The 19509-nt window shown below is 73.0% G+C and carries 19 protein-coding genes; 6 read left to right on the top strand and 13 right to left on the bottom strand.

Going from position 1 to position 19509, the window contains the following annotated elements:
• Nucleotides 1–7: 7 nt before the first annotated feature.
• The 8 genes from hisF to hisD are packed head-to-tail and all read right to left on the bottom strand — an operon-like array spanning nucleotide 8 to nucleotide 5742.
• A complete protein-coding gene (gene hisF, locus IE245_RS03515; RefSeq protein ID WP_189945197.1) occupies nucleotides 8–763 on the bottom strand; it encodes an imidazole glycerol phosphate synthase subunit HisF in 756 nt (251 codons plus the stop codon).
• Nucleotides 760–1158, bottom strand: a complete 399-nt coding sequence (locus IE245_RS03510; protein WP_189945196.1) for a RidA family protein — start codon at nucleotides 1156–1158, stop codon at nucleotides 760–762. Before IE245_RS03510 ends, hisF begins: the two co-directional genes overlap by 4 nt.
• The gene (gene priA / locus IE245_RS03505; protein ID WP_189945195.1) at nucleotides 1155–1883 is read right to left on the bottom strand and encodes a bifunctional 1-(5-phosphoribosyl)-5-((5-phosphoribosylamino)methylideneamino)imidazole-4-carboxamide isomerase/phosphoribosylanthranilate isomerase PriA; all 729 of its coding nucleotides are present in this window, start codon (nucleotides 1881–1883) and stop codon (nucleotides 1155–1157) included. Before priA ends, IE245_RS03510 begins: the two co-directional genes overlap by 4 nt.
• A complete protein-coding gene (gene hisH, locus IE245_RS03500) occupies nucleotides 1880–2527 on the bottom strand; it encodes an imidazole glycerol phosphate synthase subunit HisH (protein WP_189945194.1) in 648 nt (215 codons plus the stop codon). The genes priA and hisH overlap by 4 nt, the downstream gene beginning before the upstream one ends.
• The gene (locus IE245_RS03495; RefSeq protein ID WP_189945193.1) at nucleotides 2524–2688 is read right to left on the bottom strand and encodes a CG2302 family histidine operon protein; all 165 of its coding nucleotides are present in this window, start codon (nucleotides 2686–2688) and stop codon (nucleotides 2524–2526) included. Before IE245_RS03495 ends, hisH begins: the two co-directional genes overlap by 4 nt.
• A 2-nt stretch (nucleotides 2689–2690) precedes the next feature.
• On the bottom strand, nucleotides 2691–3284 hold the full coding sequence (hisB, locus tag IE245_RS03490) for an imidazoleglycerol-phosphate dehydratase HisB (RefSeq protein ID WP_030492957.1): 594 nt from the start codon (nucleotides 3282–3284) through the stop codon (nucleotides 2691–2693).
• Nucleotides 3281–4402 carry a histidinol-phosphate transaminase gene (locus IE245_RS03485; RefSeq protein WP_189945192.1) on the bottom strand — a complete coding sequence of 374 codons (1122 nt, stop codon included), beginning with the start codon at nucleotides 4400–4402 and terminating at the stop codon, nucleotides 3281–3283. Before IE245_RS03485 ends, hisB begins: the two co-directional genes overlap by 4 nt.
• Entirely contained in the window at nucleotides 4399–5742 is a 1344-nt protein-coding gene (gene hisD / locus IE245_RS03480; RefSeq protein ID WP_189945191.1) for a histidinol dehydrogenase, read from the bottom strand. Before hisD ends, IE245_RS03485 begins: the two co-directional genes overlap by 4 nt.
• Nucleotides 5743–5958: 216 nt before the next feature.
• Here hisD and IE245_RS03475 point away from each other — a divergent pair, with 216 nt between their 5' ends.
• The 4 genes from IE245_RS03475 (at nucleotide 5959) to ybaK (ending at nucleotide 10053) form a co-directional block, all read left to right on the top strand.
• The gene (locus tag IE245_RS03475) at nucleotides 5959–7554 is read left to right on the top strand and encodes an oxidoreductase (RefSeq protein ID WP_189945190.1); all 1596 of its coding nucleotides are present in this window, start codon (nucleotides 5959–5961) and stop codon (nucleotides 7552–7554) included.
• A 149-nt stretch (nucleotides 7555–7703) separates the two neighbouring features.
• On the top strand, nucleotides 7704–8780 hold the full coding sequence (locus IE245_RS03470; protein WP_189945189.1) for a hypothetical protein: 1077 nt from the start codon (nucleotides 7704–7706) through the stop codon (nucleotides 8778–8780).
• Between the two features lie 11 nt (nucleotides 8781–8791).
• On the top strand, nucleotides 8792–9529 hold the full coding sequence (locus IE245_RS03465; protein WP_189945188.1) for an LON peptidase substrate-binding domain-containing protein: 738 nt from the start codon (nucleotides 8792–8794) through the stop codon (nucleotides 9527–9529).
• A 26-nt stretch (nucleotides 9530–9555) separates the two neighbouring features.
• Complete coding sequence (ybaK, locus tag IE245_RS03460; RefSeq protein ID WP_189945187.1) at nucleotides 9556–10053, top strand: Cys-tRNA(Pro) deacylase; 498 nt, start codon at nucleotides 9556–9558, stop codon at nucleotides 10051–10053.
• 7 nt (nucleotides 10054–10060) lie between these two features.
• On the opposite strand, the gene IE245_RS03455 is transcribed toward ybaK, so the two are convergent.
• The 4 genes from IE245_RS03455 to IE245_RS03440 all read right to left on the bottom strand — a co-directional run bounded on the left by IE245_RS03455 (nucleotide 10061) and on the right by IE245_RS03440 (nucleotide 13901).
• On the bottom strand, nucleotides 10061–10672 hold the full coding sequence (locus tag IE245_RS03455) for a DUF2567 domain-containing protein (RefSeq protein WP_189945186.1): 612 nt from the start codon (nucleotides 10670–10672) through the stop codon (nucleotides 10061–10063).
• A 34-nt stretch (nucleotides 10673–10706) separates the two neighbouring features.
• Nucleotides 10707–11531, bottom strand: coding sequence for an ABC transporter permease (locus tag IE245_RS03450; RefSeq protein WP_373305257.1), 825 nt, complete (start codon nucleotides 11529–11531; stop codon nucleotides 10707–10709).
• 67 nt (nucleotides 11532–11598) lie between these two features.
• Entirely contained in the window at nucleotides 11599–12582 is a 984-nt protein-coding gene (locus tag IE245_RS03445) for an ABC transporter ATP-binding protein (RefSeq protein WP_189945185.1), read from the bottom strand.
• An 11-nt stretch (nucleotides 12583–12593) separates the two neighbouring features.
• Nucleotides 12594–13901 (bottom strand): NYN domain-containing protein, encoded by a 1308-nt coding sequence (locus tag IE245_RS03440; protein WP_189945184.1) that lies wholly within the window; start codon nucleotides 13899–13901, stop codon nucleotides 12594–12596.
• A 235-nt stretch (nucleotides 13902–14136) separates the two neighbouring features.
• On the opposite strand from IE245_RS03440, the gene IE245_RS03435 reads away from it, so the two are divergent.
• Complete coding sequence (locus IE245_RS03435; RefSeq protein WP_189945183.1) at nucleotides 14137–14310, top strand: hypothetical protein; 174 nt, start codon at nucleotides 14137–14139, stop codon at nucleotides 14308–14310.
• Between the two features lie 83 nt (nucleotides 14311–14393).
• Here IE245_RS03435 and dnaE read toward each other — a convergent pair whose 3' ends face one another.
• Nucleotides 14394–17933, bottom strand: a complete 3540-nt coding sequence (gene dnaE / locus IE245_RS03430; protein WP_189945182.1) for a DNA polymerase III subunit alpha — start codon at nucleotides 17931–17933, stop codon at nucleotides 14394–14396.
• A gap of 160 nt (nucleotides 17934–18093) precedes the next feature.
• Here dnaE and IE245_RS03425 point away from each other — a divergent pair, with 160 nt between their 5' ends.
• Nucleotides 18094–19419 (top strand): DUF2252 domain-containing protein, encoded by a 1326-nt coding sequence (locus tag IE245_RS03425; RefSeq protein WP_189945181.1) that lies wholly within the window; start codon nucleotides 18094–18096, stop codon nucleotides 19417–19419.
• Nucleotides 19420–19509: the final 90 nt, after the last annotated feature.

The raw sequence follows: 19509 nt of genomic DNA, 5'->3' as shown, positions 1-19509 counted from the left end.
CGAAGTCTCAGCGGACCTCGTGCCCCGCCTCCCGCAGCGCTCCCTTGACCTCGCCGATCCGCAGGTCGCCGAAGTGGAAGACGGAGGCGGCGAGCACCGCGTCCGCGCCGGCGGCGACGGCCGGGGCGAAGTCGCCGAGCTTGCCGGCGCCGCCGGAGGCGATGACCGGGACCGTGACGTGCTTGCGGACGGCCGTGATCATCTCGGTGTCGTAGCCGTCCTTGGTGCCGTCCGCGTCCATCGAGTTGAGCAGGATCTCCCCCGCGCCGAGCTCGGCGGCGCGGTGGGCCCACTCCACGGCGTCGATGCCGGTGCCCTTGCGGCCGCCGTGCGTCGTCACCTCGAAGGAGCCGGAGGCGGTCCGGCGGGCGTCCACGGACAGGACGAGGACCTGGCGGCCGAAGCGCTCGGCGATCTCCTGGATCAGCTCGGGGCGGGCGATGGCGGCGGTGTTGACGCCGACCTTGTCCGCGCCGGCCCGCAGCAGCTTGTCGACGTCCTCCGCCGCGCGGACGCCGCCGCCGACGGTGAGCGGGATGAAGACCTGCTCGGCGGTGCGGCGCACCACGTCGTAGGTGGTCTCGCGGTTGCCGGAGGAGGCGGTGATGTCGAGGAAGGTCAGCTCGTCGGCGCCCTCGGCGTCGTACAGCTTGGCCATCTCGACGGGGTCGCCGGCGTCCCGCAGGTTCTGGAAGTTGACGCCCTTGACGACCCGGCCGTTGTCCACGTCCAGGCAGGGGATCACGCGTACGGCGAGGCTCATGCCGCTTCACTCCTGTAGGCCTCGACCTCGACCTCGACCACCAGGCGGGGGTCGACGAAGCCCGAGACGATGATCATCGAGGCGGCCGGGCGGACCGCGTCGAACAGCTCCTTGTGGGCGCGGCCCACCTCGTCCACGTCCCGCGCGTGGGTGAGGTACATGCGGGTGCGGACGACGTCCTCGGCGCCGAGGCCGAGCTGCTTCAGGGCGTCGAAGGCGACGCGGAAGGAGTTCACGGCCTGCTCGTACGGGCCGCCGTCGGCGATCTGGCCGTCGACCACCGAGGTGCAGCCGGCGACGAGGACGGTGCCGTTCGGCAGCTCGACGGCGCGGGAGTAGCCGAACTGCTCCTCCCAGGGGGCGCCGGTGACGACCTTGCGCACGGAGTCGCTCATGCGGACGCCACCGCCCGCAGGGCCTCCTCCAGGGTGAACGCCTTGGCGTAGAGCGCCTTGCCGACGATCGCGCCCTCGACGCCCAGGTGCGTGAGACCGGCGAGGGCCCGCAGGTCGTCCAGGGAGGAGACGCCGCCGGAGGCGACGACCGGCTTGTCGGTGGCGGCGCAGACGTTCTTCAGGAGCTCGGTGTTGGGGCCGGTGAGGGTGCCGTCGCGGCCGATGTCGGTGACGACGTACCGGGCGCAGCCCTCGGAGTCGAGGCGGGCGAGGGTCTCGTAGAGGTCGCCGCCCTCGCTGGTCCAGCCGCGGCCCTTGAGGGTGGTGCCGCGGACGTCGAGGCCGACGGCGATCCTGTCGCCGTGCTCGGCGATGACCTTGGCGACCCACTCGGGGGTCTCCAGGGCGGCGGTGCCGAGGTTGACGCGGGTGCAGCCGGTGGCGAGGGCGGCGGCGAGCGAGGCGTCGTCGCGGATGCCGCCGGAGAGCTCGACCTTGATGTCCATGGCCTCGGTGATCTGCCGGACCAGCTCGCGGTTGTCGCCGGTGCCGAAGGCGGCGTCCAGGTCGACGAGGTGGAGCCATTCGGCGCCGGAGCGCTGCCAGGAGAGGGCGGCCTCCAGCGGGGAGCCGTAGGAGGTCTCGCTGCCGGACTCGCCGTGGACGAGCCGGACGGCCTGGCCGTCACGGACGTCGACGGCGGGGAGGAGTTCGAGAGTGCTCACAGGGTTCCGATCCAGTTGGTGAGGAGCTGGGCTCCGGCGTCGCCGGACTTCTCGGGGTGGAACTGGGTGGCCCACAGCGCGCCGTTCTCCACGGCGGCGACGAACGGCTCGCCGTGGGTGGCCCAGGTGACCTTCGGGGCGCGGATGTTGGGATTGCCGACCTCCAGGCTCCACTCGCGCACCGCGTAGGAGTGCACGAAGTAGAAGCGGGCGTCGGCGTCGAGCCCGGCGAAGAGCTCGGTGCCCTCGGGCGCGTCGACCGTGTTCCAGCCCATGTGGGGGACGACGGGGGCGTTCAGCGGCTCGACGGTGCCGGGCCACTCGTCGAGGCCCTCGGTCTCGACGCCGTGCTCGATGCCGCGCTCGAAGAGGATCTGCATGCCGACGCAGATGCCCATGACGGGGCGGCCGCCGGCGAGGCGGCGGCCGACGATCCAGTCGCCGCGGGCCTCCTTGAGGCCCTTCATGCAGGCGGAGAAGGCGCCGACGCCGGGGACGAGGAGCCCGTCGGCGTTCATCGCCGTCTCGTAGTCGCGGGTGATCTCGACGTCGGCGCCGACGCGGGCGAGCGCGCGCTCGGCGGAGCGGACGTTGCCGAAGCCGTAGTCGAAGACGACGACCTTCTTCTGGGGAGTCGTGCTCATGACCACACGTCCAGTCGCAGCACGCCGGCGGTGAGGCACAGGGCGGCGCCGAGGGAGAGCAGCACGATGAGGCCCTTGGGCATCTGCTGCTTGACGAAGGAGTAGATGCCGCCGAGCAGGAAGAGCCCGACGACGATCAGGATGGTGGAGAGGCCGGTCACGGTTACAGCGCGCCCTTCGTGGAGGGGAGGATCCCGGCGGCCCGCGGGTCGCGCTCGGAGGCGTAGCGCAGGGCCCGGGCGAGCGCCTTGAACTGGCACTCCACGATGTGGTGGGCGTTGCGGCCGTACGGCACGTGCACGTGCAGCGCGATCTGCGCCTGGGCCACGAAGGACTCCAGGATGTGGCGCGTCATGGTGGTGTCGTAGGAGCCGATCATCGGCGCCATGTTCTCCGGCTCGGTGTGCACCAGGTAGGGGCGGCCGGAGAGGTCGACGGTGACCTGGGCGAGGGACTCGTCCAGCGGGACCGTGCAGTTGCCGAAGCGGTAGATGCCGACCTTGTCGCCGAGCGCCTGCTTGAAGGCGGCGCCCAGGGCGAGGGCGGTGTCCTCGATGGTGTGGTGGGAGTCGATGTGGAGGTCGCCGTCGGTCTTGACCGTGAGGTCGAAGAGGCCGTGGCGGCCGAGCTGGTCGAGCATGTGGTCGTAGAAGCCGACCCCGGTCGACACGTCGACCTTCCCGGTGCCGTCGAGGTCTATCTCGACGACGACGGAGGTCTCCTTGGTGGTGCGCTCCACGCGGCCTACGCGGCTCATGCGTTCTGCTCCTTCTTCAGCTCACGAACCGCGTCGAGGAACGCGTCGTTCTCTTCGGGGGTGCCGGCGGTGACCCGCAGCCAGCCGGGTACGCCGTTGTCCCGGACCAGGACGCCCCGGTCGAGGATCTTCCGCCACGCCTCCTGCGTGTCCGGGAAGCGCCCGAACTGGACGAAGTTGGCGTCGGACTCGGTGACCTCGTAGCCGGCCGCGCGCAGCTCGGCGACGAGCCGGTCGCGCTCGGCCTTGAGCTGTTCGACGTACCCGAGGAGGGTGTCGGTGTGCTCCAGGGCGGCGAGCGCGGTGGCCTGGGTGACGGCGGAGAGGTGGTACGGCAGCCGGACCAGCTGCACGGCGTCGACGACGGCCGGGTGGGCGGCGAGGTAGCCGAGGCGGAGTCCGGCGGCACCGAAGGCCTTGGACATGGTCCGGGAGACCACCAGGTGGGGCCTGCCCTCCAGGAGCGGCAGCAGCGAGGCGCGGTGGCTGAACTCCACGTACGCCTCGTCCACCACGACCAGGGAGGGCTTCGCGGCCTGGGCGGCCTCGTACAGCCGCTCCACGACCGCGGCCTCGACGGCGGTGCCGGTGGGGTTGTTGGGCGAGGTGACGAAGACGACGTCGGGCCGGTGCTCGGCGATCGCGGCCTCGGCGGCCCCGACGTCGATGGTGAAGTCCTCGTTGCGCGGCCCGGAGATCCAGCCGGTGCCGGTGCCGCGGGCGATCAGGGAGTGCATCGAGTACGAGGGCTCGAAGCCGATCGCGGTGCGGCCCGGGCCGCCGAAGGTCTGGAGGAGCTGCTGGAGGACCTCGTTGGAGCCGTTGGCGGCCCAGACGTTCCCGACGGCGACCGGGTGACCCCCGGTGCGGGTGAGGTAGCGGGCCAGCTCGGTGCGGAGCTCCACCGCGTCCCGGTCGGGGTAGCGGTTGAGGCTCCGGGCGGCTTCGGCGACCCGCTCCGCGATCCGGGCCACCAGGGGCTCGGGCAGCGGGTAGGGGTTCTCGTTGGTGTTCAGCTGGACGGGCACGTCGAGCTGGGGGGCGCCGTAGGGCGACTTGCCCTTCAGCTCCTCGCGGATCGGCAGGTCGTCGATCCCGGTCTTGTCGTACGCGTTCACTTGTTCTCGGGCACCTTCCAGCCGAACCTGGCCTTGATCGCCGCGCCGTGGGCCGGGAGGTCCTCGGCCTCGGCGAGGGTGACCACGTGGTGGGCCACGTCGGCGAGCGCGTCGCGCGTGTAGTCCACGATGTGCACCCCGCGCAGGAAGGACTGCACGGAGAGGCCCGAGGAGTGGCAGGCGCAGCCACCGGTGGGCAGCACGTGGTTGGAGCCGGCGCAGTAGTCGCCGAGGGAGACCGGCGACCAGGGGCCCACGAAGATCGCGCCCGCGTTGCGGACCCGGTCGGCGAGGGCGGCGGCGTCGGCGGTCTGGACCTCCAGGTGCTCGGCGCCGTAGGCGTCGACGACCTTGAGGCCGTCCTCCAGGTCGGTGACGAGGACGATCGCGGACTGCTTGCCGGCCAGGGCCGGGGCGATCCGGTCGTCGACGTGCTTGGAGGCGGCGACCTGGGTCTCCAGCTCGGCCTCGACGGCCTCGGCGAGCGTCTCGGAGTCGGTGACGAGGACGGAGGCGGCCATGGGGTCGTGCTCGGCCTGGCTGATCAGGTCGGCGGCGACGTGCGCCGGGTCGGCGGTGGCGTCGGCGAGGACCGCGATCTCCGTCGGGCCGGCCTCGGCGTCGATGCCGATGCGGCCCTTGAGGAGGCGCTTGGCGGCGGCGACGTAGATGTTGCCGGGGCCGGTGACCAGGTTGACGGGGGCGCAGCCGGGCTCGTCGGCGGTGCCTTCCGTGCCGTAGGCGAACATAGCGACGGCCTGGGCGCCGCCGGCCGCGTAGACCTCGTCGACGCCGAGGAGGGCGCAGGCGGCGAGGATCGTCGGGTGCGGCAGGCCGCCGAACTCCTTCTGCGGCGGGGAGGCCACGGCCAGGCCCGGGACGCCGGCCTCCTGGGCCGGGACGACGTTCATCACGACGGAGGACGGGTAGACGGCCCGGCCGCCCGGCACGTACAGGCCGACGCGGTCGACGGGGATCCACTTCTCGGTGACCGTGCCGCCGGGCACGACCTGGGTGGTGTGGGTGGTGCGGCGCTGCTCGCGGTGGACCAGGCGGGCGCGCCGGATGGACTCCTCCAGGGCCGCGCGGACGGCCGGGTCGAGCTCGTCGAGGGCGCGGGCGATCGCCTCGGCGGGCACCCGGAGGCCCGGGACCCGCACGCCGTCGAACTTCTCCCCGTACTCGATCACCGCCGCCGCGCCATGATGCCGGACGTCCTCGCAGATCGGCCGCACCGTCTCCAGGGCGGCTTCCACGTCGAACTCGGCACGGGGCAGCAGGTCGCGCAGGGCGGAACCCTCGGGGAGGGCCTCGTCGCGCAGATCGATTCGAGAGATCACGGGTCAATTCTCGCAGACGGCCCACGGCGCCGGACTCCCGTATCACTGGCTGATACACGGCTTGCCGTTGGTCGATACGCGCCACTGTGGCGTCTCCTCGCCACTCCTGACCGTTAGCGTTCAGCCCGTCACAGTGCGGGAAGAACGACTGTACGAATCCACTGCTCCCGGTGAGCGGAGTGGTGGGAGCGCATCGGGGAGAGCGAGGGGGCGGCAGTGACCGAGCCGCACGAGGACGGGATGCCGGACGGTCTCACGGGCCCGGAGCGGGCCGTGTGGCAGGCGTTCCGGATCGGCAGGACCTGCGATCTGACGGAGGGGGTGCCGGAGCGGGACGACCCGTTCGGGGACGCGGTGTGGGGGCCGGAGCGGAGCGTGCGCGCCGACGTGGTGGCGGCGCTGCTGCTCGGCGGGCCCGCCGCCCGGCCGGGCCGGGTGGCCGCGCTGAAGCTGCGCGGGGTGCGGATCACCGGCGTGCTCGACCTGGCGGGCGGTTCCATAGGGCCGTACGTGGAGCTCCAGGGCTGCCGCTTCGACGACGAGGTGCTGCTGCCCGAGGCCCGGTTCGGCACGTTGCGGCTGGTCGGCTGTGCCCTCCCCCGCCTGGAGGCGGCCCGGCTGCACACCGAGGGCGACCTCCACCTGCCGCGCTGCCGGGTGCTGCGCGGCATCCGGCTGACGGACGCGCAGATCGGCACGGACCTGCTGCTCAACCAGATCCGGGTGTGGCCGGACGGCCGCGGCCGGGCGATCACGGCGGACGGCCTGTCGGTGGCGCAGGACCTCCAGGCCGAGCTGATCGAGACGCACGGCGAGTTCAGCCTGCGCGGGGCGAAGGTCGGCGTCTCGCTCAGCCTGCGGGGCAGCGTGCTGCGCGGGGACCGCGGCCGGCGCGCGCTGAACGCCCCGCAGCTGACGGTGGAGCGGACCCTGTATCTGAACGCCGCCTGGGTGTACGCGGGCGACGGCCCGTCCACGGCGACCCCGCCGTACGGCGTGGCGCCGCTCCGGGACGCCCGGCGCAAGCCCGCCGAGTTCCACGGCGGGGTGCGGCTCGACGACGGCCGGTTCGGGGACGCGGTGGACCTCAGCCACGCCCGCTTCCTGCTGAGCGGCGCCCGCCGGGAGGAGCTGTCGCTGCGCCGGATCGTCACCCCGGAGCTGAGGTTCAACGGCGAGCGGCCGGAGGAGGGCCGCGTGGTGCTGAACGGCGCGAAGGTGGTGACGCTGATCGACCTGTCGACCAGCTGGCCGGGCCCGGGCGGCCTCGCGATGAGCGGCTTCGTCTACGAGAACCTGGTGCCGTACGGCCACTTCCCGCTGGCCCGGCGGATCGCCTGGGTGGCCGCGGCGACCCCGGAGTACGCCCCGGAGCCGTACGAACGCCTCGCGGCCGTGCTGCGGGCCAGCGGGGAGGACGCCGACGCCCGGGAGGTGCTGCTCGCCAAGCAGCGGCGCAGACGGGAGACGCTGCCCGTCGCGGGGAAGCTGTGGGGGTACGTCCAGGACTGGACGGTGGCGTACGGCTACCGGCCGGGCCGGGCGGCGCTGTGGATGGCGGTGCTGTGGGCGGCGGGCACGCTGGCCTTCTCCCGGTACGACCCGGTGCCGATCAAACAGGGCGAGGGCCCGGCGTGGAACGGCACGCTGTACGCCCTGGACCTGCTGCTCCCGGTGATCACCCTCGGCCAGGACGGCTACTGGAAGCTGGAGGGCGGCTGGCAGTGGACGGCGGCGGTGCTGATCCTGCTCGGCTGGATCCTGGCCACCACGGTGGCGGCGGGCGCGACCCGGCTGCTCAGCCGGGGGTGAGCCCCCCCCCGGCTGCTCTCGTGACGGCCGACGCGACGGGCGGCCGCACGGGCGGCGTGACGGCCAGGGGGAGAGCGGGTGTGATCCGGGTGAAGGCGGGGGCGGACGGCGGGCCCCCGGCCCCGCCCGGTGGGAGGATACGAGCTGACATGCCCTTCCTCCGCGCCCTGGTCGGCACCGCCCGCTCGGCCCGGCACGCCCCGCGTCTCGCCGCCGGGCTGACGCCGGACGACGACGTGTTGCTGGACGCCCCCGACGGGCGGCTCTCCCCCGCCCTGGTCGCCGCCGCGCTCGGCGACCCGGAGCCCGCTGCGAAGCTGCTCGCGACCACCCGGGACGCCGCGGAGTGGGAGGACCGGGACCGCTACGTGGGGCGGCTCGCCACCTTCGCGTACCACCGGGGCGAGTGGCTGGACCGGTGGCGGGAGGCCGCGCCACGGGACCCCGACGCGCTCCTCGTGGCGGCCCAGCTCGCGGTGCGCCGGGCCTGGGAGTCGCCGGCCCGGGCCGAGCGGCTGCGCGAGCTCGACCCCCTGCTGCGGCCGCTCACCGAGGAGGCCGGGCGCGATCCGGTGCCGTGGCGGCTCGCCCTCGACCACGCGCGCGGGGCGCACGCCGGGCACGCGGTCTTCGAAGGGCTGTGGGAGCAGGCGCTGCTCCGTTCCCCGCACCACTACGGCTGCCACGTCGCCGCCCTGAAGTACCTGTCGGCGCAGTGGTACGGCTCGCAGCGGGCGGCCTTCGACTTCGCGGAGCAGGCCGCCGACGACGCGGCGCCCGGCTCGCTGGTGCGGGCGCTGCCGGTGCGCGCCGCCCACGAGGCGCTGCGCCCGTCGGCCGGTCCCGGCCGGGACCGGCCGACGGGCTCCGGAAAGGCGGGCACGGCGGCCGGGCCGGCGGCGGCGGACGGCGCGCGGATCGACCGGGCCGCGGACCGGGGCCTGGCGCTGTCGGCGGCGTTCGCCCCCGGCGACCCGTGGCCCGCGGAGGTGCGGAACCTGCTGGCGTACGTCCTCGTGGAGCGGGAGCGGTGGGAGGAGGCGCTGGCCGAGTTCGGCCGCACGGGGCCCTACGCCACCTCCTTCCCGTGGGCGGTCGGCGGGCACGATCCGCTGCGGCGGTTCCTCGCCGCCCGGGACCGGACCCGGGCGGAGCTGGCGCGCCGGACCCCGCTGTGGGGACGGGCTCGCGCGATCCCCGGACGGAGCGGTCCGCGCGGCCATTAGGCTTGGCCGCTGTGACCTCCGCTCGCCTGCCCCTCTTCCCGCTCAACGCGGTGCTGTTCCCGGGCCTCGTGCTGCCTCTCAACGTCTTCGAGGAGCGATATCGCGCCATGATGCGCGCGCTCCTCGACATCGACGTCGCCGAGCCGCGCCGGTTCGCCGTGGTCGCGATCCGGGACGGGTCCGAGGTGGCGCCGACCGCGCCCGGGATGCCGGACCCGACGGCCCTCCCCGAGAAGGGCCCGGCGGCCGGCTTCGGACCGGACCCGATCCGGAGCTTCCACCCGGTGGGGTGCGTCGCGGACGCGGCGAGCATCCGGCAGCGCGCGGACGGCTCGTACGAGGTGATGGTCACCGGCACCACCCGGGTGCGGCTGCGCTCGGTGGACGCGAGCGGCCCCTTCCTGACGGCCGAGACCGAGGAGCTGCCGGAGGACCCGGGCGAGGAGGCGGAGGCGCTCGCCGAGGGCGTGCTGCGGGCCTTCCGCTCCTACCAGAAGCGGCTCGCGGGGGCGCGGGAGCGCTCGCTGACCACCGCGGAGCTGCCCGACGACCCCTCGGTGGTGTCGTATCTGGTCGCGGCGGCGGCCATGGTGGACGTGCCGACGAAGCAGCGGCTCCTGGAGGCGCCGGACACCACGGCCCGGCTGCGCGAGGAGCTGGCGCTGCTGCGGGCGGAGACGGCGGTGCTGCGCCACCTCCCGTCGCTGCCGGCGGTGGAGCTGACGCAGGCGCCCACCCACCCGAACTGACGGACCGAGGGAACCGAGGAAGCCCCGTGGCGAAGAAGAAGCAGAAGAACGCCGGAGGCACCCCGGCGACGGTGGCGCTGGCCGCGGCCGGGACGGCGTACACCCTGCACGCCTACGAGCACGACCCGGCGGCCCCCTCGTACGGCGAGGAGGCGGCGGAGGCGCTCGGCGTCACGCCCGACCGGGTCTTCAAGACGCTGGTGGCGGACGTCGACGGGGAGCTGACGGTGGCGGTGGTGCCGGTCGCCGGGCAGCTGGACCTGAAGGCGCTGGCGACGGCCGTCGGCGGCAAGCGGGCGGCGATGGCCGACCCGGCGGCGGCCGAGCGGACCACCGGCTACGTGCGGGGCGGGATCTCCCCGCTGGGACAGCGCAAGCGGCTGCGCACGGTGCTCGACTCCTCGGCGTCGGGGCACGAGACGATCTGCGTCTCGGCCGGCCGGCGGGGCCTGGAGGTCGAGCTCTCCCCCGCCGACCTGGCCGCGCTCACCTCGGCGGTGCTCGCCCCGATCGGCCGCGGCTGACCCCGGGTCAGCGCCGGTACGCGTCCCAGGGGCCCTGCTCCGGGTCGCGGGGGCCGAAGACCCCGGTCAGGAGCAGGTGGACGACCGTCGCGGCGAGTGGCCAGGCCAGCATCGCCGCGGCGCCCATCCGGAGCTTCAGCGGGGCGTCGAAGACGACGTTCGGGCCGACGGCCTTGGCGTGCGCGACCACGTCGGCGGTCGGCCCCAGCTTCGTCCCCAGCCACCAGGCGAGCAGCGATCCGAGGACGCCGCCGATCGCCAGCCCGAGGACGAGCGGCACCCCGCCCTTGCGGCGTGCCAGGAACACGACGAGCCCGGCGACCGCGCCGAAGGCGAGCGCGAGGAGGACGAAGGTGCCGTCGGCGCCGATCGCGGCCTCCCCCTCGGAGTTCCGCAGATAGACGCCCTCGCCGTCGGAGATCAGCTGGACGGCGGGCGCCAGCCACACCCAGAGCGCGCCGAGCACCGCCCCGGCCACCGCGGAGGCGGCCGTCACCACCAGTCCCTGGACGACCTCGGCCGCCGTGATCGGGTCACCGGCGGGCCCCTGGTGCGGCGGGGGCGGCGGCCACCCGGAATCGTGCGGCGGCGGCTGGGAGGGAGTCAGGGGTGCGGTCACCCCGCCATGGTGCCAGGTGTCCCCGCGACCCGCCTCAGCGGACCGCCGCCCTGCGGTACGCCCAGGTCGCGAGGGCCAGCGACAGCACGCCGACGACGCCGCAGACGGCGAGGTCGAGGGCGACGGCCGCCCAGTCGGGGCGCGGGTCGAAGGCCCGGGCCAGGGCCTCGACGCCGTACGTGGACGGGAGCAGGTCCCGCGCCCAGGCGATCGGCTCCGGCATCCGCTCGGCCGGCAGCACCCCGAGGAGGAGGGCGGCGGACATGCCGAGCTGGCCGAGCAGGGTGGCCAGTTCCTGGCGGGGGGCGAGCAGGCCCAGGGCGGCGCCGAGCCCGGAGAGGGCGGCGCCGGAGAGCGGCACGACGGCGGCGAGCAGCCACAGGTGGCCGAGCGGCAGGCCGAAGAGGACGGCGCCGGTGACGGCGGTGACGAGCGTGCCGGGGACGGTGAAGGAGGCGTACGCGCCGGCGGCGCCGAGCACCACGGCGGCGGGCGGCACGGGCAGGGTGGCGTAGTGGTCGAGGCCGCCGTCGGCGCGGAGCCGCCCGAAGTACTGGGCGAGCAGGTTGAGGGCGACGAAGGCGACGACGAGGACGGTGGAGCCGGCCACGACCGCGCGGGCCTCGGAGCCGCCGTCGACGACCCCCCGCATCATGATCATGATGCCGATGGACTGGAAGGTGGCGACGAAGAGCAGCGGGATCCGGGCCACCCGGGCCCGGCTGAGCTGCGCCCGGTAGACGGCGGCGAGGGAGGGCAGCAGCCGGGCGGGCGGGGCGAGGGGCGCGGCCTCCTCGGCGCCCTGGGCCCGGGCGGCCTTCACGCCGGCCGGCAGGGCCTCGGCGGGCAGGGTGCTCAACGCGGACAGCTCCTGGGGGTGACGTGCGGGAGGTGGGGGGTCACGCCGGGGGCGGGAGGGGCGGTGCTCACGCCTTCACCAGTCCTTCGCGGGCGGCGCCGCCGAGGGCGAGGTAGACGTCCTCCAGGCTGGGCGTGGCGAGGGTGAAGTCGTCGAGGGCCGCGAAGGCGGCGCCGCCGGTGACGGTGGCGACGGCGGCGCGGGCGGCGTCGGGGGCGAGGCGGAGGACCCAGCGGCGGCCGGACTCCTGGGCGAGCCCGCGCAGGGCGGCGACCTCGGGGAGGTCGAGCGGGGCGGACTCGCGCCACAGCAGCTCGACGCGGACCTCGTCGGCGACGCGTTCCTTCAGCCCGGCGGGGGTGTCGCAGGCGATCACCCGGCCGCGGTCGAGGACGGCGACCCGGTCGAGGACGGTCTCGGCCTCGATGACGTTGTGGGTGACGAGGAGGACGGTGGTGCCGTCCTCGGCGCGGCGGCGGTCGACGGCGGCCCAGACGGCGCGGCGGGCGACCGGGTCCATGCCGGTGGTGGGCTCGTCGAGGACGAGGACGGGCCGCGGGCCGACCAGGGCGGTGGCGAAGCAGGCGAGCCGGCGCTGGCCGCCGGAGAGCTTCTTCAGCGGCCGGTCGGCGAGCTCGCCGAGGCCCAGCTCGTCGAGGACGGCGTCCCGTCCGGCGCGGGCGTCGGCGGCGCTCAGGCCGCGGAGCCGGCCGGTGGTCTCGGCGGCGAGGGAGACGGTCAGCTCGTCGAGGGCGGTGGACTCCTGGCCGAGGTGGGCGAGGAGGCGGGCGGCACGCTCCGGGTGGCGGACGAGGTCGTGGCCGAGGAGCGTGACGGAGCCGGAGTCGGGGCGCAGCAGCCCGGTCAGCTGCCGGACCAGGGTGGACTTGCCCGCCCCGTTGGGCCCGAGCAGCCCGAAGATCTCGCCGCCGCGCACGTCGAGGCTGATCCCGTCGGTGGCGCGCACCTCGGGAGTCGCGGGCGCTCCGCGCCTGCCGCGCGTGGCGGGGTACGTCTTGACCAGATCCCGCACCACGCACACCGTACTCACGGGGGGAGAGCCTACGGGGTCGCCGCTCCCGGGGCGGGCGCGGGGGCGGTTTCGGCGGCGGTGCGGACGTCGATCTCGCGCCAGAAGCCGGCCCGGATGGCGTAGCGGTCGTGCTCGTCGATCTGGTCGTCCTTGTGGGCGAGGAGGCCGAACCGGGCGGCGTAGCGGAGGAGTTCGCCGTCGATGCGGTGCGGGATGCGGGGGTAGAGGACGGAGAGCCGCTGGACGTGGGACTGCTCGGGGAGCCTCTCCAGCCACCGGCGGGCGAACACCTGTCCGACCTCGAAGGGGTCGCCGCCGACGGTGGTGATGTCCTCCTCGCGGTCGGCCCAGCGCTGCTCGGCGCTGGTGAGGTGGGCGAGGGTGGGCAACGAGGCGGTCTCGGCGGGCTCGCCGAGGGCGGCCGGGGGCCGCTCGACCCAGCCCCGGTCGGAGGACCAGCGCAGGGCGCTCGCGGACTGGGGCGCGGTGGGGTGCGGAGCGGCGGCGGAGCGCAGCCCGGCGAGGTCCTTGGGGGTGGGGACGGACTTCCCCGCGGCGGGCGGCGGGACGGCGGTGGTTCCGGGGCCGTGCGCGTGGCCGTCGACGGCGGGGGCGGGCGCCCGGTCGGAGGACGGGCCGCCGTTCCGCGAGGCCGCGGCGGCCTCCGCGGCCTCCGCGGCGCGTTCGGCGGAGGCGAGGGCGGCCTCGGGCAGCGGCGCCGAGAGGATGGCGGCGATCTCGGGGCGGGGCGCCGGCGGCGGGGAGCAGAGGCCGGCGAGGTCCTTGGCGCGGACGGCCCGGGTGATCCAGCTCCGGTCGAGGACGCGCCGCTCGTCGGCCTCGGCGACCAGGTCCTCCGACTGGTTGTAGTCGCCGTCGGCGGCCTGGACGGCCCAGAGGTGGACGGCGACGCCGTGCTCCTTGGCGGACATGAGGCCGGGCAGCAGGTCGCCGTCGCCGGTGACGAGGACGATGTCGGTGCAGGCGCGGTTGCGGGCCAGCTCGGTGAGCTCGGTGTGCATGGCCGCGTCGACGCCCTTCTGGGCCCAGCGGCCGTCGCTGCGGGTCAGGGCGCCCAGCCGGACGGTGACCCGGGGCATCACGCGCAGCCTGCGGTGTTCGGGCTGGGGCACCCGGTCGGGGGCGCCGTCGAACCAGTAGATCCGCAGCAGCGGGAGGCCGGTCTCGGTCTCGGCCCGCTCCCTGAGCTGCCGGATGAGGCCCGCGTGGTCGACGGTGATGCGGGAGCGGGCCGGTTCTCCGGCGAGCAGGCTGGCGGCGGCTCCCAGCAGATAGCCGGCGTCCACCAGGACGACGCATCGGTCCACGTGCTCCACCTTCTTTCGGATCTCGGCCCTGTCGGGATCTCAGGTGTTCCGGGTTCCTTCGAGTCTGCCCGACGGCCCGGGGGTTGACGGCCGGAACTGGATCATCGGCGTGGCGGAGCCGGAACCCGCCCCCGCGAGGGGCGTCCCTCACGCACCGTAATGATCCAACATGCGGTGGTTTCTCCCGTATGTGAGTCTGACAGCGGCCCTGGCCCCTAGATCCCTTCGAGGAGGCATCATCCCCATGGCCAAGAACCGCAACCAGAACCGTCAGAAGCAGCAGCAGTCGCCGGCCGAGCGCGGTGCCCAGCAGGCGCAGCAGTCGTCGATGGAGTCCCAGGCCGAGAGCCGCGCCTCCCAGGTCACCCCCGGTGACATGGCGCGGAAGGGCCGTCAGAAGCGCTTCGGGCACAACTGACGCCCGGCCGACGCCGGGAGCATCGGCAAAGGGGCGCGCCCGTGACGACGGGCGCGCCCCTTGCGCGCGGGTGGGGTCCCTGCCTATCCGGCCAGGCAGGAGGGGCCGAGCAGCACCTTCAGGTCGCCGAAGAGGGCGGGGTCGGGCTGGACCCGGTGCCGGTCGAGGCGGAGCACGGTGGTGGAGCGGGGGCCCTGGAGCTTGATCCGCACCTCGGTGTTGCCCTTGTGGTGGCGGAGGATCTCGTCCAGTCGGCTCACCATCGGCGGAGTGACCTTGAGGGCCGGGATGGTGAGGATCACGGGGGCGTTGGTCCCGGCGTTGGAGAGGTCGGGGACCATCAGCTCCATGGCGACGAGGCGGGGCACGTCCTCGCGCTTGTCGAGCCGGCCCTTGACGAAGACGACGGCGTCCTCGACCAGCTGGGTGGAGACCAGCTGGTAGGTGGCGGGGAAGAACATGCACTCGATGGAGCCGGCGAGGTCCTCGACGGTGGCGATCGCCCAGGCGTTGCCCTGCTTGGTCATCTTCCGCTGGAGGCCGGAGATGATGCCGCCGATGGTGACGACCGCGCCGTCGGCGTGCTCGCCGCCGGTGAGCTGCGAGATGCCCGCGTCGGTCTTGTCGGAGAGGACGTGCTCCAGGCCGAAGAGGGGGTGGTCGGAGACGTACAGGCCGAGCATCTCGCGCTCCTGCGCGAGCAGGTAGGTCTTGTCCCACTCGTCGTCGGTGAAGGTGACGTCGAGGCCGAAGCCGGGCTCGCTGCTCTCCTCCTCGCCCATGCCGCCGAAGAGGTCGAACTGTCCCTCGGCCTCCTTGCGCTTGACCGCGACCACGGTGTCGATCATGGGCTCGTGCTGGGCGACGAGGCCCTTGCGGGTGTGGCCCATGGTGTCGAAGGCGCCGGCCTTGATCAGCGACTCGATGGTGCGCTTGTTGCAGACCACGGCCTCGACCTTGTCGAGGAAGTCGGGGAAGGAGGAGTACTTCCCCTTGGCCTTGCGGGTCTTGATGATCGACTCGACGACGTTGGCGCCGACGTTCCGGACGGCGGTGAGGCCGAAGAGGATGACGTCGTCGCCCTGGGCGGCGAAGTTCGCCTCCGACTCGTTCACGTTCGGCGGCAGGACCCTGATGCCCATGCGGCGGCACTCGTTCAGGTAGACGGCGGACTTGTCCTTGTCGTCCTTGACCGAGGTCAGCAGGCCCGCCATGTACTCGGCGGGGTAGTTCGCCTTGAGGTAGGCGGTCCAGTAGGAGACCAGGCCGTACGCGGCGGAGTGCGCCTTGTTGAAGGCGTAGCCGGCGAAGGGGACCAGGACGTCCCAGAGGGCCTGGATGGCCTCGTCGCTGTAGCCGTTCTTCTGGGCGCCGGCCTGGAAGATGGTGAAGTTCTTCGCCAGCTCGTCGGGCTTCTTCTTGCCCATGACGCGGCGGAGGATGTCGGCCTCGCCGAGCGAGTAGCCGGCGATGATCTGGGCGGCCTTCTGCACCTGCTCCTGGTAGACGATGAGGCCGTAGGTGACCGCGAGCACCTCTTCGAGCGGCTTCTCCAGCTCGGGGTGGATCGGGGTGATCTCCTGCTGGCCGTTCTTGCGCAGGGCGTAGTTCGTGTGCGAGTTCATGCCCATCGGGCCCGGGCGGTAGAGCGCGGACACGGCGGAGATGTCTTCGAAGTTGTCGGGCTTCATCAGCCGCAGCAGGGACCGCATGGGGCCGCCGTCGAACTGGAAGACGCCGAGGGTGTCGCCGCGCTGGAGCAGTTCGAAGGTCTTCGGGTCGTCGAGCGGCAGGGCCAGGAGGTCGAGGTCGATCCCCTTGTTGGCCTTCACCATCTTGACGGCGTCGTCCATGATCGTGAGGTTGCGCAGGCCGAGGAAGTCCATCTTCAGCAGGCCGAGCGACTCGCACTGCGGGTAGTCCCACTGCGTGATGGTGACGCCGTCGGTGTGCCGCACCCAGATGGGGGCGTGGTCGACGATCGGCTCGCTGGACATGATCACGCCGGCGGCGTGCACGCCCATCTGGCGGACCAGGCCCTCGACGCCCTTGGCGGTGTCGATGACCTTCTTCACGTCCGGCTCGTTCTCGTACATCGCCCGGATCTCGCCCGCCTCGCTGTAGCGCGGGTGCGAGGGGTTGGTGATGCCGTCGAGGTCGATGCCCTTGCCGAGGACGTCGGCGGGCATGGCCTTGGTGAGCCGGTCGCCCATGGCGTAGGGGTAGCCGAGGACGCGGGCGGAGTCCTTGATCGCGTTCTTGGCCTTGATCTTGCCGTAGGTGCCGATCATGGCGACCTTGTCGGCGCCGTACTTCTCGGTCACGTACCGGATCACCTCGACGCGCCGGCGCTCGTCGAAGTCGATGTCGACGTCGGGCATGGAGATGCGCTCGGGATTGAGGAAGCGCTCGAAGATCAGGCCGTGCGGGATGGGGTCGAGGTCGGTGATGCCCATGGCGTACGCGACGATCGAGCCGGCCGCGGAGCCCCGGCCGGGGCCCACGGCGATGCCCTGCTTCTTCGCCCACATGATGAAGTCGGCGACGACGAGGAAGTAGCCGGGGAAGCCCATCGAGATGATGGTGTCCATCTCGTACTCGACCTGCTTGAGCCGGTCCTCGGGGATGCCGTCCGGGAACCGTCGGTGCATGCCCCGCATGGTCTCCTCGCGGAACCAGGAGACCTCGGTGTACCCCTCGGGGATGTCGAACTTCGGCATGAGGTTCTTCGCCTCGAACATGCCGGTGGTGTCGATCTGCTCGGCGACCAGGAGGGTGTTGGCGCACCCCTCCTGCCAGGCGTCCGAGGAGTCGATGGCGTACATCTCGTCCGTGGACTTGAGGTAGTAGCCGGTGCCGTCGAACTTGAAGCGGTCCGGGTCGGAGAGGTTCTTGCCGGTCTGGATGCACAGCAGGGCGTCGTGGGCGGTCGCCTCGTGCGCGTAGGTGTAGTGCGAGTCGTTGGTGACCAGCGGCGGGATGCCGAGCTTCTTGCCGATCTCCAGGAGGCCGTCGCGGACCCGGCGCTCGATCTCGATGCCGTGGTCCATCAGCTCCAGGAAGTAGCGGTCCTTGCCGAAGATGTCCTGGTACTCGGAGGCCGACTTCAGGGCCTCGTCGAACTGGCCCAGGCGCAGCCGGGTCTGGAGCTCGCCGGAGGGGCAGCCGGTGGAGGCGATCAGCCCCTCCGACCACTGGGAGATGGTCTCCTTGTCCATCCGGGGCCACTTCTGGAGCCAGCCCTCGGCGTAGGCGTCGGAGGAGAGCTTGAAGAGGTTGTGCAGTCCGGTGGAGTTCGCCGCCCAGATCGTCTTGTGGGTGTAACCGCCGGAGCCGGAGACGTCGTCCCGCTTCTGGTGCGGCTGGCCCCACTGGATCTTGCGCTTGTTGCGCCGGGACTCGGGGGCGACGTACGCCTCGATGCCGATGATCGGCGTCACGCCGGCCTTCTTGGCGCTGTGGAAGAAGTCGTACGCGCCGTGCAGGTTGCCGTGGTCGGACATGGCGATGTGGGTCATGCCCATCTCGTTGCACGCGTTGAACATGTCCTTCAGCCGCGCGGCACCGTCCAGCAGGGAGTACTGGGTGTGGACGTGGAGGTGCGTGAAGGGCGGCTTGGTCACAGGGGGTGCCTCCGGCTATGAACTTCTGGGGGGACGACGTCGAAGTCTACGTCGGCCGAGTGACAGGAGTCGGGCACCGAGGGCTAGGGTCGCGCGTTGTGAGTCAGTGAACACCCGCCCCATTTGTCCGGACCCTGTCACGCACCAGGAGGCACCTTCGATGCCGGTCCCCCAGCCCGCCGCCGCCGAGCGCGGCGAGCGGATCCTCTCCGTCTTCGACACGGCCTTCGGAGAGCTGCTCGCCGCCGACCCGGCGGCCTTCCGGGTCAAGTTCCGGAAGATGGCCGGCTCCGCCTTCGCCTTCTACCGGGGCACCGCCTGCCTCTTCTACAAGGACCTGGAGGAGGAGGCCGACGGCGGCCCGTTCCTGGACGGGCGGACCGGCCGGGTGTGGATCCACGGCGACCTCCACGCCGAGAACTTCGGCACGTACATGGACGCCAACGGCCGGCTGATCTTCAACGTCAACGACTTCGACGAGGCGTACGTCGGCCCCTTCACCTGGGACCTCAAGCGGCTCGCCGCCTCGCTCGCCCTGATCGGCTACACCAAGGCGCTCAGCGACGGGCAGATCACCCGCCTGGTCCGGATCTACGCGGCGGCCTACCGGGAGCGGATACGCGCCCTGGCCTCCGGCCCCAACGGCGACGGCGGGGCACCCTTCACCCTGGAGACCGCCGACGGGGCGCTGCTCGGCGCGCTGCGCCAGGCGCGGGCGAAGACCCGCTTCGGGCTGCTCGACTCGATGACCGAGATCCGCGGGTACGAGCGCCGCTTCGCGCCCGGCGGCGGGTCGATCGAGCTGGACGCGGTGACCCGCTCCAAGGTGCTCGCGGCCTTCGACGGCTATCTGGAGACCCTGCCCGAGTCGAGCCTGGTCCGCCCGGACTCGTACCGGGTGAAGGACGTGGTCGGGCGGCGCGGGATCGGCATCGGCTCGGCCGGCCTCCCCTCGTACAACGTCCTCCTGGAGGGGCACAGCGACGCCCTGGAGAACGACGTGGTGATCTACCTCAAGCAGGCGCAGACCCCGGCGGTCTCGCGACACGTCACGGATCCGGCGGTGCGGGGCTACTTCCGGCACGAGGGGCACCGGACCGTGATCTCCCAGCGGGCGCTCCAGGCGCACGCGGACCCGTGGCTGGGGTGGACGGAGCTGGACGGCGCGGGCCAGCTGGTCGCCGAGGTGTCGCCGTACGCGGTCGATCTGGACTGGTCGGACATCGACGACCCCGAGGACATCGCGGCGACCGTGGCCGACCTGGGCCGGGCGACCGCGACGATGCACGCGGCGGCGGACGAGTCCAGCGGCCACTCGCTGGTGCCGTTCTCCACGGAGCGGGCCATCGACGGCGCGATCGCGGCCGACGAGGAGGGGTTCGTGGAGCTCCTGGTGGACTTCGCCCACGCGTACGGCGCACGCGCGCGTGCCGACCACCAGGTCTTCGTGGACCTCTTCCGCAACGGCCGGATACCGGGTCTGTGAGCCGCTCCCCCGGGCGGGGCCCCGCTGTAACCGGAGCCACAGCTTCTTCTTAGGGGCCCCTTATGACCGGCCATGGCACACTCGTTCACC

This window comes from Streptomyces roseolus, assembly GCF_014649855.1.
GTDB lineage: Bacteria > Actinomycetota > Actinomycetes > Streptomycetales > Streptomycetaceae > Streptomyces > Streptomyces roseolus.
The sequence above is the reverse complement of the archived record's forward strand: the minus strand, read 5'-3'. Positions and strand labels throughout refer to the sequence as shown.

Bases quoted from the DNA above. Each gene is read 5' to 3' on its own strand.
- hisF (WP_189945197.1), bottom strand. From the start codon at position 763: ATGAGCCTCGCCGTACGCGTGATCCCCTGCCTGGACGTGGACAACGGC.
- IE245_RS03510 (WP_189945196.1), bottom strand. From the start codon at position 1,158: ATGAGCGACTCCGTGCGCAAGGTCGTCACCGGCGCCCCCTGGGAGGAG.
- hisH (WP_189945194.1), bottom strand. From the start codon at position 2,527: ATGAGCACGACTCCCCAGAAGAAGGTCGTCGTCTTCGACTACGGCTTC.
- hisB (WP_030492957.1), bottom strand. From the start codon at position 3,284: ATGAGCCGCGTAGGCCGCGTGGAGCGCACCACCAAGGAGACCTCCGTC.
- IE245_RS03470 (WP_189945189.1), top strand. From the start codon at position 7,704: ATGCCCTTCCTCCGCGCCCTGGTCGGCACCGCCCGCTCGGCCCGGCAC.
- IE245_RS03435 (WP_189945183.1), top strand. From the start codon at position 14,137: ATGGCCAAGAACCGCAACCAGAACCGTCAGAAGCAGCAGCAGTCGCCG.
- IE245_RS03425 (WP_189945181.1), top strand. From the start codon at position 18,094: ATGCCGGTCCCCCAGCCCGCCGCCGCCGAGCGCGGCGAGCGGATCCTC.